This window comes from Microbacterium allomyrinae, assembly GCF_020682705.1.
GTDB lineage: Bacteria > Actinomycetota > Actinomycetes > Actinomycetales > Microbacteriaceae > Microbacterium > Microbacterium allomyrinae.
The window spans coordinates 17,149-32,892 of sequence record NZ_JAGTTN010000007.1 but is presented as its reverse complement, the minus strand read 5'-3'; the positions used below and the strand labels follow the sequence as shown (position 1 = coordinate 32,892).

Here is a 15,744-nt window from a genome sequence, read left to right as displayed (position 1 = left end):
CCGGCGGCCCGGGCGCGCACGGGTCACAGGATGACGTGCCCGGCGGTCGGCGGTGCCGCTGTCGCTCGATCCGCTGCCATGCGCTCAGGCGATCTGCACCGTCCAGATCACCTGCATGCGCCACACCATGACCGCCACGGACAGCGCGGCGATGCCCATGATCACCGTGCTCCAGCGACTGCGCTCCAACAGCGCCCACAACACGCTCGCCGGAGGCAGCAGCGCCGCAGACACCAGGTAGACCCAGAACTCCAGCAGGCTGCCGCTGGGCGGGTTGCCGGCCAGGGGCGCGATGATCGCGACCACGATCTGCGCGATGAGAAGCAGCTCCACCAGAACCAGCGACCCGACGGTGAAATCGCTCGGCCGTCGTCCGGCGAGCCCCGCGATGACGCAGAACAGTCCGGCGGCGACGGCGACGGCGACCTGCGCGATCGAGAACCAGAAGATCATCGTGTCGCCTCCTGCGGCATGTTCATGGCGCTCTTCACATCGTCGGCGCGACGTTCCACGACCCCGACCAGGGCCCCGTCCGGATCGATCGCGGCGCTGGGGTCGGCCGCGAGCCGCGAGGCGGCACCGGCAAGGCGCTTGCCATGGCGCAGATCCCGCGCCTCATCCGCGGTCACGTCGAATCGTCCGATCACAGCGGTGGCCGCCGCGGCGGGCGGGATCAGCGTCGCCTCGGCGATGGCGTCGACCGACGCGGCATCCGCCACCTCGAACGGTCCGATGCGCGTGCGGCGGAGCACGGTGAGGTGGCCGCCGACGCCCAGCGCCGCCCCGAGATCGCGTGCGAGCGAGCGGATGTACGTGCCGCTCGAGCAGTCCACGACGACGTCGAGATCGATGACCGCGCCGGATGCCGCGTCTGCCGCGACCGCTGAGGGGGTCATCCTCGCCGGGCGCTCGGCCCGCACGGCGAAGCGGGAGACCGTGACCTCGCGGGACTTGAGCTGGACGTCCTCCCCCGCCCGCGCGAGGTCGTAGGCGCGTCGTCCGTCGACCTTGATGGCCGAGTACGTGCTCGGCACCTGCGAGATGCGTCCGGTGAGTGCCGCGATGCCCTCGGCGATCGCGACCGACTCGACCGACGACGCATCCGTCATCGCGATGATCTCGCCGTCGGCGTCATCGGTGTCGGTCGCGACGCCCAGGCGGATCGTCGCTTCGTACGTCTTGTCGAGCCCCACGACGTATGTGAGCAGGCGCGTGGCGGCTTCGACGCCGAGAACCAGCAGCCCCGTCGCCATGGGGTCGAGCGTGCCGGCGTGACCGATCTTGCGTGTGCCGAGCGCTTTGCGCGCGCGGGCCACGACATCGTGCGACGTGATGCCGCCGGGCTTGTCGACGAGCAGGATCCCGGGTGCGGCCATCAGCAGAAGTCCCGGAACACGCGGCGCGGGTGGGTCAGGTCGGTGTTGTCGACGATGGCGGATGCCGCCTCCTGGGGTCGCGCATCGCGAAGGTACAGATCCTGTCCCTTCCGGTAGCGCGCGTTCGACGCCGCATCGGGATCGGGATCGCAGCCGTCGCGCAGCGCCATGCGCGCGTACGCGACGTCGAACGGCACGTCCAGCCACACCGACCAGTCCCAGAGGCCACGCAGTTCAGGCCGATTCAGGAAGATCCCGTCGAGCACCAGAACCGCGTCACGCGATGCCGTGACCCATTGCGATTCGACCTGTGCGTCGCGCGCGAGATCGAACGCGGCGAGCTGGAACCCGGTGGATCCCGCCGTCTGCGCGCCGTCGCGGAAGGGGTCGACGAGCACGCGCCGCAGCGTCGCATAGTCGTACGAATCGCGGTAGAACCCCTCCGCGCTCGTGCGTCCGCGCGCGTAGCGCTCGGACCGCGGACGGTGGAAATCGTCGACGCCGGCGCGGAACACCGCTGCGCCGGACTCAGCGAACACCTCGGCCAGCCCGTCGGCGAAGGTGGTCTTGCCTGCACCGTCGATGCCGTCCACCGCGACGATCACCCGCCCGGCGGCGTAGTGCTGACGCACCTCGTCGCGCAAGCCGCGCCACAGCGTCGTTGTCGGTGTGACGGGAAGGCGCATGACCCCAGCCTACGGCCGCCGCAGGATGCGCTCTGCGTAGGCTGGACGGCATGCCCGACCTCGCCGCGCCGCTCATCGCGTGGTACCCCCGCATCGCCCGGGACCTGCCGTGGCGCCGGCCCGGATTCGGCGCGTGGGGCGTGCTGGTGAGCGAGTTCATGCTGCAGCAGACGCCGGTGACCCGCGTCGTGCCGCACCTCGAGGCGTGGCTCGATCGGTGGCCGACGCCGGCGGCTCTGGCCGCGGATGCCCCGGCCGAGGCCGTGCGGCAGTGGGCGAATCTCGGCTACCCGCGCCGTGCACTGTGGCTGCATCGCGCGGCGACGGAGATCCGCGACCGTCACGACGGCGTCGTCCCCCGCGACGTCGAGGCGCTGCTGGCGCTCACCGGCATCGGCGACTACACGGCCCGCGCGGTGGCGGTCTTCGCGTACGGCGACCGGCATCCGGTGGTCGATACCAATACCCGCCGGGTTCTTGCTCGAGCGGTCGACGGACGGTCACAGCCCGGTCCGCCGAATACGCGCGACCTCGCCGCGATGACGCTGCTGCTCCCCGAGGACGACACCGACGCCGCGATCGTCAACGCCGCGGCGATGGAGCTCGGCGCGACGGTCTGCACGGCACGCTCTCCGCGATGCCAGGCGTGCCCGCTCGCGGACCGTTGCGCATGGCGCGCGGCCGGTCATCCCGACACGGGCGACGAGCGCCGGCGTCAGGCGCGCTACGAAGGGAGCGACCGGCAGGCGCGAGGCGCGGTGCTGAAGGCGCTGCGGGATGCCCCGGACCACGGCATCCGTCACGACGACGTGCTCACGGACTGGCCCGACACGTTGCAGCGGGACCGCGCGATCGACTCGCTGATCGTCGACGGGCTGGCGGAGGTGTCCGAGGGACTCCTCCGTCTGCCCTCGTGAGAATCAGTCCTCGTCGGGGACGTCCGACGCCAGGGCGTCGACCGGTTCCTCGATCTCGCGCGGCTTGACATACGGATCCGCGTCGCCGGCGTACGTCGCCGACGAGGCGAGCCCTGCGACGGCCTGGTCGCGGTCACGCGCTTCGCGCAGCAGATCTGCGATGTGGTCGGCGTTCTCGGGGATCGCGTCGAGGATGAACTCCAGCGAAGGGGTGAGACGCACGTTGAGGTGCTTGCCCACCTCGGAGCGCAGCATCCCCGTCGCTGACTTCAGCGCCTCCGCCGAGGCGGTGCGCTCCTCCTGCGTGCCGAGCACGGTGTAGAACACCGACGCGTGCTGAAGGTCGCCCGTCACCCGCACATCGGTGATGGTGACGAACCCCAGTCGAGGATCGCGCAGCCCCTTCTCGAGGCGTTCGGCGAGGATGACGCGGATGCGGTCACCCAGACGAGCCTGACGTTCGCCGGCCATGACATTCCTTTCGACAGGTGAGGGGCGCCACGCTGTCATTTCCGCACCGTGGCGCCCCTCACCGATTTCGATCAGCCGCGAGGCTTCTCCACCATCTCGGTGGTCTCGATCTCGTCGCCCACCTGGATGTCGTTGAACTTGCCGAGGCCGATACCGGCTTCGAAGTCCGTGCGGACCTCGGTGACGTCGTCCTTGAAGCGACGCAGCGACTCGATGGCCAGGCCATCGGCCAGCACCACGCCGTCACGGATGACGCGCGCCTTGGCGTTGCGCGTGATCGTGCCGCTGCGGACGATGACACCCGCGATGTTGCCGAACTTCGAGGAGCGGAACACCTCGCGGATCTCGGCCACACCCGACTGCTTCTCTTCGAACTCGGGCTTGAGCAGACCCTTGAGCGACTGCTCGACGTCATCGATCGCGTTGTAGATGACCGAGTAGAAGCGGGTGTCGACGCCTTCGCGAGCGGCGCGTTCGCGAGCCTTCGTGTCGGGGCGGACGTTGAAGCCGATGATGATCGCGTTGTCGATCGTCGCCAGGTTCACATCCGACTCGGTGATCGCACCGACGCCGCGGTGGATGATCCGCAGCTGCACCGAATCGTCGACCTCGATCTTGAGGAGCGACTCTTCGAGCGCCTCGACGGCACCCGACACGTCACCCTTGATGATGAGGTTGAGCGATTCGACCTTGCCCTCTTCGAGCGCACGGGTGAAGTCCTCGAGCGAGATGCGCTTGCGGGCCTTGGCCAGCTGGGCGTTGCGCTCGGCCGCTTCACGCTTCTCGGCGATCTGGCGGGCGAGGCGATCATCCTCCGTGACGATGAACGTGTCACCTGCGCGGGGCACCGAGTTGAGTCCCTGCACCTGCACGGGGCGGGACGGGTAGGCCTCGAGCACGGCGTCGCCGTTCTCGTCCGCCATCGCGCGGACGCGGCCGTACGCCGTTCCCGCAACGATGGAGTCGCCGACCCGGAGCGTTCCGGACTGGATGAGGACGGTGGCGACCGAACCGCGACCCTTGTCGAGCTTCGCCTCGATCGCGACACCGCGAGCTGCCTTGTTGGGGTTCGCCGTCAGGTCGAGACCCGCGTCGGCGGTCAGCAGTACGGCATCCAGCAGTTCCTGGATGTTCGTGCCGGCACGCGCCGAGACGTCGACGAACATGACGTCGCCGCCATACTCCTCGGCGACCAGGCCGTACTCGGTGAGCTGCTGGCGCACCTTGGCCGGGTTGGCGTCGGGCTTGTCGATCTTGTTCACCGCGACCACGATCGGCACGCCTGCGGCCTGCGCGTGGTTCAGCGCCTCGACCGTCTGCGGCATGATGCCGTCGTCGGCCGCGACCACGAGGATCGCGAGGTCGGTCACCTGCGCACCACGGGCACGCATGGCGGTGAACGCCTCGTGACCCGGGGTGTCGATGAAGGTGATGGCGCGTTCGATGCCGTCGTGCTCGGTCCAGACCTGGTACGCACCGATGTGCTGCGTGATGCCGCCGGCCTCGGCCGCGACCACGTTCGTCTGACGGATGGCGTCGAGCAGTCGGGTCTTACCGTGGTCGACGTGACCCATGACGGTCACGACGGGCGGACGGATCTCGAGGTCGTCTTCGCTCTCGGCTTCCAGCTCTGCGTCGAGGTCGAGACCGAAGCCCTCCAGGAGCTCCTTGTCTTCGTCCTCGGGCGAGACCATCTGGATCTTGTAGCCGAGCTCGGCGCCGAGCACCTCGAACGTGGCCTCGTCCAGCGACTCGGTGGCCGTGGCCATCTCGCCGAGGTTGAAGAGGATCGTGACGAGCGTGCCGGGCTGCACGGTGTAGCCCGTGATGGCCTCGATCTTGTCCGCGAAGTCCGCGATCGACGCACCTCGACGCATGCGGATGGTCTCGCCGTTACCGCGCGAGACGTTGACGCCGCCGACGACCGGCGCCGACCGCATCTCGAATTCCTGCCGCTTCGCCCGACGCGACTTGCGCTGCTTGGACTTTCCGCCGCCCTTGCCGAAGGCACCCGCGGTGCCACCGCCCGGGCCGCGGCCACGGCCGCCGCCACCAGCGGGACGACCGGCGAAACCGCCCGCGGGCGCTCCACCGGGTGCACCACCGGGGCGCTGGAAGCCGCCGCCGGCACCGCCGGGACGACCGGGACCGCCGGGACGCTGCTGGAAGGGTGCACCAGGACGACCGCCGCCACCGGGACGACCCGCACCACCGGGGCGCGGAGCACCCGGACGCGGAGCGCCAGGACGAGGCGCCTGCGGACGCGGGATGTTGCCGGGCGAGGGGCGCTGACCCATGCCCTGCGCCGAAGCGAAGGGGTTGTTGCCGGGACGCGGACCTGCCGGACGCTGACCCATGCCCTGCGCCGACGCGAAGGGGTTGTTGCCGGGACGCGGGGTGCCGCCCGGACGCGGGGGCTGAGGCGCCGCCGAGCCGGGGGTCGGCGCTGCACCCGGAGCCGCAGGAGCGGCAGGCGTCGAAGCTGCCGGAGCCGCTTCAGCGGGAGCGGGAGCGGCCGGGGCCGGTGCAGCCGGGGCGGCGGGGACCGCCGGCTGCGCCGCGGGCTTGGCCGCCGGAGCTGCGGGCTCGGGAGCGACGGGAGCGGCCGGAGCGGGCTTCGCCGGAGCAGCCGGACGAGCGGGGCCGGGCTTCGCCGGAGACGCCGACGGCTTCGCCGGAGCGGCTGCGGGCTTCGCGCCGGCGGGCTGAGCCGCGGCTTCAGCCTCGAGGGCAGCGCGAAGCTTGCGCGCCACGGGCGGCTCGATGGTGGACGAGGGGCTCTTGACGTACTCGCCGAGCTCCTTGAGCTTCTCGAGGGCGATCTTGCTGTCTACGCCGAGCTCGGAAGCGATCTCGTGGACGCGTGGTTTGGCGTTTGCCACAATTCTCCTGTCTGGGGCCTACCCAGACAGGGCAGACCATTAGTCGCGGACGGGTCTCATTTCGAGCCGTTCACTTTTTTTCCATAGCCGTTCAGCCGTTTCTCGATGGTCTGCGTGTCGAGCGGGCCCGACACACGCAATGCCCGCACGAATGCGCGGCGCCGAATGGCGGCATCCACGCACTGTAATGTCTCATGCACCCACGCGCCTCGCCCGGGCATCGACGCACGCTCGTCTGGAACAAGAGTGGATTCGATGGCTACCACCCTGAGCAGGGCGGACCGAGGAGCACGCGCGCGGCATCCGACACACGTTCGTACAGCCTCCATGTTACACCTCCGAGCTGGGTGACCGTCGCCGGTCGACCGCGCAGCGCGCTCAGCCTCGACAAAGCAAGATCTCGATACGACTCGTTCCTCGCCTACTCGATCTTGAGTCGCGACTCATCAACGCGGGCTTCGCGCGCATTGACCCGTCACGACTCAAGGATGCTGTCGGGCTGGATGTCGATCTTGGCGCCGGTCAGCTTCGCGGCGAGGCGCGCATTCTGACCTTCCTTGCCGATCGCGAGCGACAGCTGGTAGTCGGGAACGAGCGCGCGGACGGCCTTGCTCGTCACGTCGAGGATGAAGCTCGACGTGACCTTCGCAGGCGACAGCGCGTTCGCGACGAACTTGGCGAGCTCGGGGTCGTAGTCGACGATGTCGATCTTCTCGCCGGCGAGCTCTTCCGTCACGGCGCGCACGCGGCGGCCGAGTTCGCCGATGCAGGCGCCCTTCGCGTTGATCGAGGGATCGTTGGCCCTGACCGCGATCTTGGTGCGGTGACCCGCTTCGCGCGCGAGCGACACGATCTCGACCAGACCGGCGTTGATCTCAGGAACCTCGAGGGCGAACAGCTTGCGGACGAGTCCGGGGTGCGTGCGCGACACGGTGATCTGGGGGCCCTTGGTGCCCCGTGCAACGCTCGTCACATACACGCGCAGGCGGGAGCCGTGGGTGTACTCCTCCCCCGCGACCTGCTCCTCGGGCGGAAGGATCGCCTCGATGGTGCCGAGATCGACATGCACCATGCGCGGGTTCGGTCCCTGCTGCACGACACCGGCGACGATGTCGCCTTCCTTGCCGCGGAACTCGCCGAGCACGGCGTCGTCAGCGATGTCGCGCAGACGCTGGCTGATGACCTGCTTGGCAGCGAAGGCGGCGATGCGACCGAAGTCCTCGGGGGTGCTCTCCTCTTCGCCGATGACGGCACCCTCCTCGTCGAGGAGCGGGATGAACACGGCGACGTGACCGGTCTTGCGGTCGAGCTCCGAGCGAGCGCCCTCGGGCAATTCGCCGGTAGGCGAGGTGTGCTTGGCGTACGCCGTCAGGATCGCCTGCTCGATGATCCGGACGAGTTCGTCGAACGGGATCTCCTTCTCGCGCTCGACGGTCCGAAGCAGTCCGAGATCGATGTCCACAGTGGCCTCCCTATTCAGCTCTCACCGGCACGTCGATGCGCGCCGGAACCCTACAACGTTACCCGATGCCCGGCCGGGCGATCCTGGGAGCGCCCCGCACGGGCGCCGCAGGAGTCGATGCTGCGCACACGGCGAGCGCCGATGCAACCCCTCGCCGCATCACGGCACGGCATCTAGGCTGACGGAATGGCCCGAACGCAGGTGAAGGCCGCCGCGCGTCGCGCGGAGTCCAGCCCGGCACTGGAGTTCGCGGCGCGGGCGGGCTACGTCGCCGATGGGATCGTCCATGTGCTCGTGGGCGCCCTCGTGCTGGTGATCGCATTCGGCGGAGACGGTGAGTCGGATCAGTCGGGCGCATTCAAGGCTGTCGCCGGCGCCCCTCTGGGATTCGTGGTGCTGTGGCTGCTCGCGATCACGCTGTGGGCGCTCGCCGTATGGAAGGTGCTCGACGGCATCCTGGCGCGGTCCTCCTCCTCCGGAGCCGCCGGTCGCGCCCAGAAATGGGGACGCCGTGCATCCGCGTGGGGACAGGCGCTGCTCTTCGCCGCTCTCGGAGGCATCGCTGCGGCGGTGGCGATCGGCGCACGCCCGGACGGCGAGCAGACCGCCGAAGACGCGAGCCGTGGACTCCTCGTCGTTGCGGGCGGGCCGGTCGTCCTCGCCCTGATCGGCGCGGCGATCGCGATCGGTGGTGTCGTGTTCATCGTCATGGGCATTCGCCGCAGCTTCCGCGTCACGATGTCGATTCCTCCGGGAGGCGCCGGCCGCGCGGTCACGACGCTCGGTGTGGCGGGCTACGTCGCAAAGGGCGCCGCGCTCGCGATCGTGGGAATCCTGCTCATCGTCGCAGCGGCATCCTCCGACGCGGACGTGGCCGGCGGACTGGACGGGGCGGTCGACGCTCTGCTCCTGCTGCCCTCCGGCCCCGTGATCGTCGGGCTCGTCGGCGCGGGGTTCGTCGCATACGGGGTGTTCACCGTGCTGCGAGCGCGGTACATGCGCATGTGACGAGCACGCCGGCATCCGGATGACGACCACGGAGCGTCGCTGCTCGGCCGCGATGAGCGGCAGAGAGCCGCCGATCACGCCGCGCGAGCCGGGCCGCTGGGCGAGCTTTCGAGCGCGTTGATCGCGCGGATGATCCGATACAGCGAACCGACCCGGCGCTGGTCGAGGTTCATCACGAGGCGCGGGAGGTCCAGGCGATCGTGGTCGTCCTGCTCCGGGCGGAGGGGTTCGTGTCTCTCGATCCGCCCCGACGCGAGGAGGAAGCCGAACTGCTCGTTCAGGCCGGCGACCTCGGCATCGCTCGGTTCGACACGCAGGCGCAGGACGAGACGGTCGCCGACCCAGCGCAGCGAGTCGTAGTTGCGCCAGAAATCGGTGATCGCGAACGCGGCGGCATCCACCGAATCGGTGACGACCACACGGTCGAAGTCGTCGGGCGAGATGACACCGCCGCCCACGAGCTGCTCGTCGATGAATCGCTGCAGTCCCTGCCAGAACGTGCCGTTCGGCTCATCGAGCAGCACGATCGGCGTCGGGTCGGCCTTGCCCGTCTGCTGCAGGGTGAGCAGCTCGAACATCTCATCGAGCGTTCCGAATCCGCCGGGCACGCAGACGAACCCGTGCGATTCCTTCACGAGCATCAGCTTGCGGGTGAAGAAGTACTTCATCGCGACGTTGCGCGCGTTCTCGGCGATGACCGCGTTGGGCTTGTCCTCGAACGGGAGCCGAATCGACACCCCCAGCGACTGCTGGGGTCCCGCACCTTCGGCCGCGGCCTGCATGATTCCCGGTCCGGCACCGGTGACGACCATCCAGCCGCGGTCGGCCAGAGCACGCGCGACGGCGGCCGTGGCGCGGTACACCTCCTGGTCGGGCCGGGTGCGCGCCGACCCGAAGATCGTGACCTTGGGGATGCCCGCATACGGAGCGAACAGGCGGAACGCCGCGCGCATCTCGGTGAGTGCGGACGTGGTGATCTTCAGATCGAGGCGACTTGCCCCGTCGATGCCCAGGCCGACGCCGGTCGCCAGGGTGCGGGCGATCAGGTCGGCGTTGTGGGTGATACCGGCATCCGCGATGAGGCGGCGCAGATCATCCGTCACCTCGGGGGGCACCGCAGCGCTGTCATGCATGTCTCCAGCGTTGCATGCCGCGGCGGGATGCACCCCCTCCGTGGTGCGCCGCGTGGTCGGGTCAGGCGCGCAGGCGCGCGATCGCCTCGGCGACGGCGACGACCTCACGGTCGCCCGTGCGGCGATCCCACAGCTCGACCTGGCCGTCGGTCGCGCCGCGGCCAACGATCACGATCTGCGGCACGCCGACGAGCTCCGCATCACCGAACTTCACACCCGGCGAGACCTTCGGACGGTCGTCGTAGAGGACGTCGAGACCGGATGCCTCGAGCTCGGCCGAGAGCTGCTCGGCCACCTCGAAGACGACCCCGTCGCGACCGGCCGCGACCACGTGGACGTCGAACGGTGCCACCGATGCGGGCCAGATCAGCCCCTTCGCGTCATTGTTGAGCTCTGCGATGTTGGCGAGGATCCGCGTCACTCCGATGCCGTACGAGCCCATCGTGACCGTGACGAGCTTGCCGTTCTCGTCCAGCACCTTGAGACCGAGGGCTTCGGCGTACTTGCGGCCGAGCTGGAAGACGTGTCCGATCTCCATGCCGCGGGCGAGCTCCACCTCACCGGATCCGTCGGGAGCCGGGTCACCGGCGCGCACGCTGGCCGCCTCGACGAAGCCATCGCCGAAGAAGTCGCGCCCGGCCACCAGCGAATGCACGTGCTTCTGGTCGACGTTCGCACCTGTGATCCAGGCGGTGCCGTCGACGACACGGGGATCCAGCAGGAAGCGGATGCCGGTGGCCGACTCCTCGCCGAGCACCGCGCCTGTGGGCGACCAGGGACCGATGTAGCCCTTCACCAGCAGCGGGTGCTTCTCGAAGTCGGCCTCGGTGGCCTGTTCGACCTCGGCCGGGGCGAAGGCGACCTCGACACGCTTGTCGTCGATATCGCGGTCGCCTGGGATGCCGACGACGACGAGTTCCCGCGATCCGTCGAGGTGCGTCAGCGCGAGCACGACGTTCTTGAGCGTGTGCGCGGCCGACCATTCGGTCGCGCCGGTCGTGGCGGGTCCGGCCACGGAGTCTGCAGGCGCGTCGAGGTGGGCGTTCGAATGCGCCACGAGCGTCGCGATCGTGGGCGTGTTCGGAGAGTCGAAGATCACCGGAGCAGGCAGTCCCTCCAAGGGGATCGAGTCGGGCACGACGGTGGTGAACGCCTCGACATTCGCGGCGTAGCCGCCCGCCGACCGCACGAAGGTGTCTTCGCCGATCGCGGTCGGGTGCAGGAACTCTTCGCTGCGCGAACCGCCCATGGCTCCGGCATCCGCCTGCACGATCACGAATTCGAGACCGAGCCGCGCGAAGATGCGCTCGTAGGCGTCGCGCTGCGCCTGATACGACGCATCCAGCCCCTCGTCGGTGTAGTCGAACGAGTACGCGTCCTTCATCGTGAACTCGCGGCCGCGGAGGAGCCCGGCGCGGGGACGCGCTTCGTCGCGGTACTTGTCCTGGATCTGATAGATCGACAGCGGGAGGTCCTTGTACGACGAGTACAGGTCCTTCACGAGCAGCGTGAAGACCTCTTCGTGCGTGGGGGCGAGCAGGTAGTCCGCGCCCTTGCGATCCTTGAGCCGGAAGATGCCGTCGCCGTACTCCTCCCAGCGGCCGGTGATCTCATACGGCTCCCGCGGAAGCAGAGCCGGGAAGTGCACTTCGTACGCACCGGCGTTGGACATCTCGTCGCGGATGATGCCCTCGATCTTCGCCTTGACCTTGAGACCCAGCGGCAGCCACGCGAAGACACCTGGCGCCTGGCGCCGGATGTACCCGGCGCGCACCAGCAGCCGGTGGCTCGTGACCTCGGCATCGGCGGGGTCTTCGCGAAGCGTGCGGAGGAAGAAATGCGAGAGACGTGTGACCACGAGGGTCAAGCTTACGGCGAGCAGATGCCACGGCCGTCGATTCGCCGAGTGTCCTCACCTCATCCCGTCACCGGCGCCGCGGCATGCCTCAGGAGAACGGCAGTGGCGGAAGTGGGGCGGAGTCAGTGCGGTCGGCGCCCGGCGTGCAGCACTTCGCGCACCACGAGACCGGCGACGAGCGCCCAGAACGCAGCGCTCACTCCCGCGATGGCGACACCCGACGCGGCGACCAGGAAAGTCACGACCGCCGGCATCCGTTCTCCGGGATCGTCGATCGCCTGCTGCACGGCGGATCCGAACGCCCCGAACAGCGCGATGCCCGCAACGGCAGGGATCACCGCCTCCGGTGCCACCACCACCAGTGCGACGAGGGCGGCCGAGAGCCCGCCCAGCACGATGGCGGCTCCCCCGGTCGAGACACCGGCCACCCAGCGGCGGTGCGGATCGGGCTCGGCGTCGGGGGCTGCGGCGAGCGCGGCACTGATCGCCGCGAGATTGATGGCGTGGCCGCCGGCGGGCGCCCCGAGCGCGGTTCCGATTCCCGTGACGAGCATCGCCGGCCGCCAGGGCACCTCGAAGCCGAAGCTGCGCATGATCGCGACGCCGGGCACGTTCTGCGACGCCATCGTCACGAGGAACAGCGGGAGCGCGAGCCCTGCGACGGCCCCGAAGGTGAGCGTCGGCGCGGTGAACGCGAGGCGGGGCACCAGAAGCGCCGGGTCGATCGCTGCCCCGGTGACGGCCACGTGCACGCCGACGACGACGGACGCCGCCACGAACGCGAGCGGGACGGCCCAGCGCGGCGCGAGTCTCATGAACACCAGCCACGTGACGATAACGGGGACCACGCCCCACGGATTGGCGACGAGCCCGCCGACGGGGGCGAGGCACAGGGGCAGCAGCACCCCGGCGAGCATCGCCTGCGCGATCGACGGCGGGATGCGGGCGATCAGACGCCCCAGCTGAGGCCACAGGGCCGTCAGCAGGATCAGCGCGGCCGTGACGAGAAACGCGCCCACAGCTGCGGGCCAGCCGCCTTCTACGGCGCCGGTAGCGGCGAGCACCGCCGCGCCTGGCGTCGACCAGGCGACCGTGATCGGCATGCGGTACCGCCAGGCGAGCACGATCGAGGCCACGCCCATCGTGAGACACAGCACGAGGAGGCCGCTGGCGGCCTCGGCACGATCCGCACCGACGGCGTCGAGGCCGGTGAGCACGACGGCGAAGGAACTCGTGACGCCGACCAGCGCGGTGACGACGCCGGCGACAATGGGGCGCGAGAGACTGCGCCGCTCGTGAGTGTCGGTCATGAGGACTCCGACGCTAGCCGATTCGCGAAGGACGCTCGGCGACACTGCTGCACTTCGGGTTCTGACCGGACCGGTCGAACCCCACGCGCTCAGCTCGTGACGACCTGCGCCGTTCCGACGGGGGCCGCGGGTCCCATCTCGTCGGCGAGGCGGTTCGCCTCCTCGATGAGGGTCGCCACGATCTCGGACTCCGGGACGGTCTTGATGACCTGGCCCTTGACGAAGATCTGACCCTTGCCGTTGCCCGAAGCGACACCGAGGTCGGCTTCGCGGGCTTCCCCCGGACCGTTGACGACGCAGCCCATGACGGCGACACGCAGCGGCACCGTCATGTCCTTGAGTCCCTCGGTGACGTTGTCGGCCAGCGAATACACGTCGACCTGCGCGCGACCGCACGAGGGGCACGAGACGATCTCGAGCTTGCGCTCGCGCAGGTTCAGCGACTGCAGGATCTGGTGCCCGACCTTCACCTCTTCGGCGGGAGGCGCCGAGAGCGAGACGCGGATCGTGTCGCCGATACCCTCCGACAGGAGGATGCCGAACGCGGTCGCGCTCTTGATGGTGCCCTGGAAGGCGGGCCCGGCTTCGGTGACGCCGAGGTGCAGCGGCCAGTCGCCGCGCTCGGCGAGCTGGCGATACGCCTTGACCATGATGATCGGGTCGTTGTGCTTGACCGAGATCTTGAAGTCGTGGAAGTCGTGCTCCTCGAAGAGGGATGCCTCCCACACGGCACTCTCGACGAGAGCCTCGGGCGTGGCCTTGCCATACTTCTGGAGGACCCGCCTGTCGAGCGAGCCCGCGTTGACGCCGATGCGAAGCGACACGCCCGCCGCCTTCGCTGCGGCGGCGATCTCGCCGACGTTGCCGTCGAACTCGCGGATGTTGCCCGGATTCACGCGGACGGCCGCGCACCCGGCGTCGATGGCCTGGTAGATGTAGCGAGGCTGGAAATGGATGTCCGCGATGACGGGGATCTGACTCTTCTTCGCGATGATGTGCAGCACATCCGCGTCGTCCTGCGAGGGAACCGCGACGCGGACGATCTCGCAGCCCGATGCCGTCAGCTCGGCGATCTGCTGCAGTGTCGCGTTGATGTTCGTCGTCGGAGTGGTGCACATCGACTGGACGCTCACGGGTGCGTCGCCGCCGACGAGGACCTTGCCCACCTTTATCTGCCGTGTCTTGCGGCGCGGGGCGAGGACTTCGGGGACCTTGGGCATCCCGAGATTCACAGCTGGCACGCACCCCAGCCTACGCGGCGCCGCTGGGGGAAGGCTGGCGGACTCCGCGGTCCGCGGTGCCACGCACGCCCGTGTATCTTTTGCGCCATGAGTCTGAGCCATCATCTGGGGCGCATGACCGGGCGGGATCCTCATGAGCCCCACCGCGCTGCGACTCCCCTCGAGCTGCTCTTCGACCTGACCTTCGTGGTCGCGTTCAGTCAGGCCGGATCACAAACCGCGCACCTGCTCGAGCTCGGCGACGTCGCGAACGCCATCACGGCGTTCGCCTTCGCGACGTTCGCGGTGTCGTGGGCGTGGATCAACTACTCATGGCTCGCCTCGGCGTACGACACCGACGACATCTTCTTCCGCATCGCGACGCTCGTCGAGATGATGGGCGTGCTGATCCTCGCGCTTGGCCTGCCGGTGTTCTTCCATTCGGTGCAGGAGGGTCACCACGTCGACAACGGCATCATGGTCGCCGGCTACGTCGTCATGCGCGTCGCGGCGATCGCGCTGTGGCTGCGCGCGGCGAAGCACGATCCCGCGCGTCGCAAGACGTGTCTCGCGTACGTCGTCAACATCTCCATCGCGCAGCTCGGCTGGATCGCGCTCATCTTCCTCAACCTGTCGCTGCCCGTCACGTTCCTGTTCACGACGCTGCTGGCGCTCTTCGAACTCGCCGGGCCGATCTTCGCCGAGCGGCGATTCACGCCGACCCCCTGGCACCCGCATCACATCGCCGAACGCTACGGACTCCTGGTCATCATCACGCTCGGCGAAGTGATCCTGGGTACGATCCTCGCGATCTCGGCCGTCGTGGAGATCGAGAGCTGGAGCGTCGAGGCGGTCCTCGTCGCGGTCGGCGGCACGACGCTCGCGTTCGCGCTGTGGTGGGTGTACTTCATCCTCCCGTCCGGGCCAGTGCTCGCCCGCCATCCGCGACGCGGCTTCGTCTGGGGTTACGGCCACATGTTCCTGTTCGGGTCGCTCGTCGGCATCGGCGCGGGGCTGCACGTCGCAGCGACGGTCATCTCGCACGAGGCGCACGTCGACGCGGCGTTCGCGCTGCTCACCGTCGCGATCCCGGTTCTGGTCTTCGAGATCTCGCTGTTCACCATCTACGCGCTGCTCGTGAGGGAATTCGATCCGTTCCACGTATGGCTGTTCCTCGGCGCCGTGGCGGTGCTCGCGATCAGCGTTCTCGCGGTGTCGTGGGGCGCGTCGATCGGGGTCGCGCTGCTCATCGTCGCGGCGTCTCCGGCCGTCATCGTCGTGGGATTCGAGACCGTCGGCTACCGCCATCAGGCCGCGGCTCTGGAGCGAAACGCGGCATGAGCGCCCGGAGTCGCTGTGGTAGGTTCGGCCCATGACCGCGCACCTGTCTTGGTGGCCCACCGCATAGGCGGTGTGTTCGC

14 protein-coding genes are annotated in these 15,744 nt (G+C 69.2%); 3 read left to right on the top strand and 11 right to left on the bottom strand.

Annotated features, from left to right (window positions below; translation table 11 throughout):
* Positions 1-84 precede the first annotated feature (84 nt).
* The 3 genes from KEC57_RS16460 to KEC57_RS16450 are packed head-to-tail and all read right to left on the bottom strand — an operon-like array spanning position 85 to position 2,062.
* Positions 85-453, bottom strand: a complete 369-nt coding sequence (locus KEC57_RS16460) for a hypothetical protein (RefSeq protein WP_229385782.1) — start codon at positions 451-453, stop codon at positions 85-87.
* Positions 450-1,376: a tRNA pseudouridine(55) synthase TruB gene (truB, locus tag KEC57_RS16455; RefSeq protein WP_229385781.1), complete on the bottom strand. Its 927-nt coding sequence runs from the start codon at positions 1,374-1,376 to the stop codon at positions 450-452. Before truB ends, KEC57_RS16460 begins: the two co-directional genes overlap by 4 nt.
* Complete coding sequence (locus tag KEC57_RS16450; protein ID WP_229385780.1) at positions 1,376-2,062, bottom strand: nucleoside/nucleotide kinase family protein; 687 nt, start codon at positions 2,060-2,062, stop codon at positions 1,376-1,378. The genes truB and KEC57_RS16450 overlap by 1 nt, the downstream gene beginning before the upstream one ends.
* Positions 2,063-2,112: 50 nt before the next feature.
* Between KEC57_RS16450 and KEC57_RS16445 the strand changes: the two genes are divergently transcribed.
* Positions 2,113-2,979 (top strand): iron-sulfur binding domain-containing protein, encoded by an 867-nt coding sequence (locus KEC57_RS16445; RefSeq protein ID WP_229385779.1) that lies wholly within the window; start codon positions 2,113-2,115, stop codon positions 2,977-2,979.
* A 3-nt stretch (positions 2,980-2,982) separates the two neighbouring features.
* Here KEC57_RS16445 and rbfA read toward each other — a convergent pair whose 3' ends face one another.
* The 4 genes from rbfA to nusA form a co-directional block, all read right to left on the bottom strand.
* Positions 2,983-3,450 carry a 30S ribosome-binding factor RbfA gene (gene rbfA / locus KEC57_RS16440; protein WP_229385778.1) on the bottom strand — a complete coding sequence of 156 codons (468 nt, stop codon included), beginning with the start codon at positions 3,448-3,450 and terminating at the stop codon, positions 2,983-2,985.
* A gap of 71 nt (positions 3,451-3,521) precedes the next feature.
* A complete protein-coding gene (infB, locus tag KEC57_RS16435; RefSeq protein ID WP_229385777.1) occupies positions 3,522-6,332 on the bottom strand; it encodes a translation initiation factor IF-2 in 2,811 nt (936 codons plus the stop codon).
* A gap of 56 nt (positions 6,333-6,388) precedes the next feature.
* Complete coding sequence (locus tag KEC57_RS16430) at positions 6,389-6,661, bottom strand: YlxR family protein (RefSeq protein WP_229385776.1); 273 nt, start codon at positions 6,659-6,661, stop codon at positions 6,389-6,391.
* Positions 6,662-6,807: 146 nt separating this feature from the next.
* Positions 6,808-7,794 carry a transcription termination factor NusA gene (gene nusA, locus KEC57_RS16425; protein WP_229385775.1) on the bottom strand — a complete coding sequence of 329 codons (987 nt, stop codon included), beginning with the start codon at positions 7,792-7,794 and terminating at the stop codon, positions 6,808-6,810.
* A gap of 186 nt (positions 7,795-7,980) precedes the next feature.
* Between nusA and KEC57_RS16420 the strand changes: the two genes are divergently transcribed.
* A complete protein-coding gene (locus KEC57_RS16420; RefSeq protein WP_229385774.1) occupies positions 7,981-8,802 on the top strand; it encodes a DUF1206 domain-containing protein in 822 nt (273 codons plus the stop codon).
* A gap of 74 nt (positions 8,803-8,876) precedes the next feature.
* Here KEC57_RS16420 and KEC57_RS16415 read toward each other — a convergent pair whose 3' ends face one another.
* The 4 genes from KEC57_RS16415 to ispG form a co-directional block, all read right to left on the bottom strand.
* Positions 8,877-9,935, bottom strand: a complete 1,059-nt coding sequence (locus tag KEC57_RS16415) for an LOG family protein (protein WP_229385773.1) — start codon at positions 9,933-9,935, stop codon at positions 8,877-8,879.
* A gap of 61 nt (positions 9,936-9,996) precedes the next feature.
* On the bottom strand, positions 9,997-11,793 hold the full coding sequence (locus KEC57_RS16410) for a proline--tRNA ligase (protein ID WP_229385772.1): 1,797 nt from the start codon (positions 11,791-11,793) through the stop codon (positions 9,997-9,999).
* A gap of 122 nt (positions 11,794-11,915) precedes the next feature.
* The gene (locus KEC57_RS16405; protein ID WP_229385771.1) at positions 11,916-13,103 is read right to left on the bottom strand and encodes a benzoate/H(+) symporter BenE family transporter; all 1,188 of its coding nucleotides are present in this window, start codon (positions 13,101-13,103) and stop codon (positions 11,916-11,918) included.
* 89 nt (positions 13,104-13,192) lie between these two features.
* Positions 13,193-14,323 carry a flavodoxin-dependent (E)-4-hydroxy-3-methylbut-2-enyl-diphosphate synthase gene (gene ispG, locus KEC57_RS16400; protein WP_229385888.1) on the bottom strand — a complete coding sequence of 377 codons (1,131 nt, stop codon included), beginning with the start codon at positions 14,321-14,323 and terminating at the stop codon, positions 13,193-13,195.
* 108 nt (positions 14,324-14,431) lie between these two features.
* Between ispG and KEC57_RS16395 the strand changes: the two genes are divergently transcribed.
* Positions 14,432-15,664 carry a low temperature requirement protein A gene (locus tag KEC57_RS16395; protein WP_229385770.1) on the top strand — a complete coding sequence of 411 codons (1,233 nt, stop codon included), beginning with the start codon at positions 14,432-14,434 and terminating at the stop codon, positions 15,662-15,664.
* The last annotated feature ends 80 nt before the right edge of the window (positions 15,665-15,744 follow it).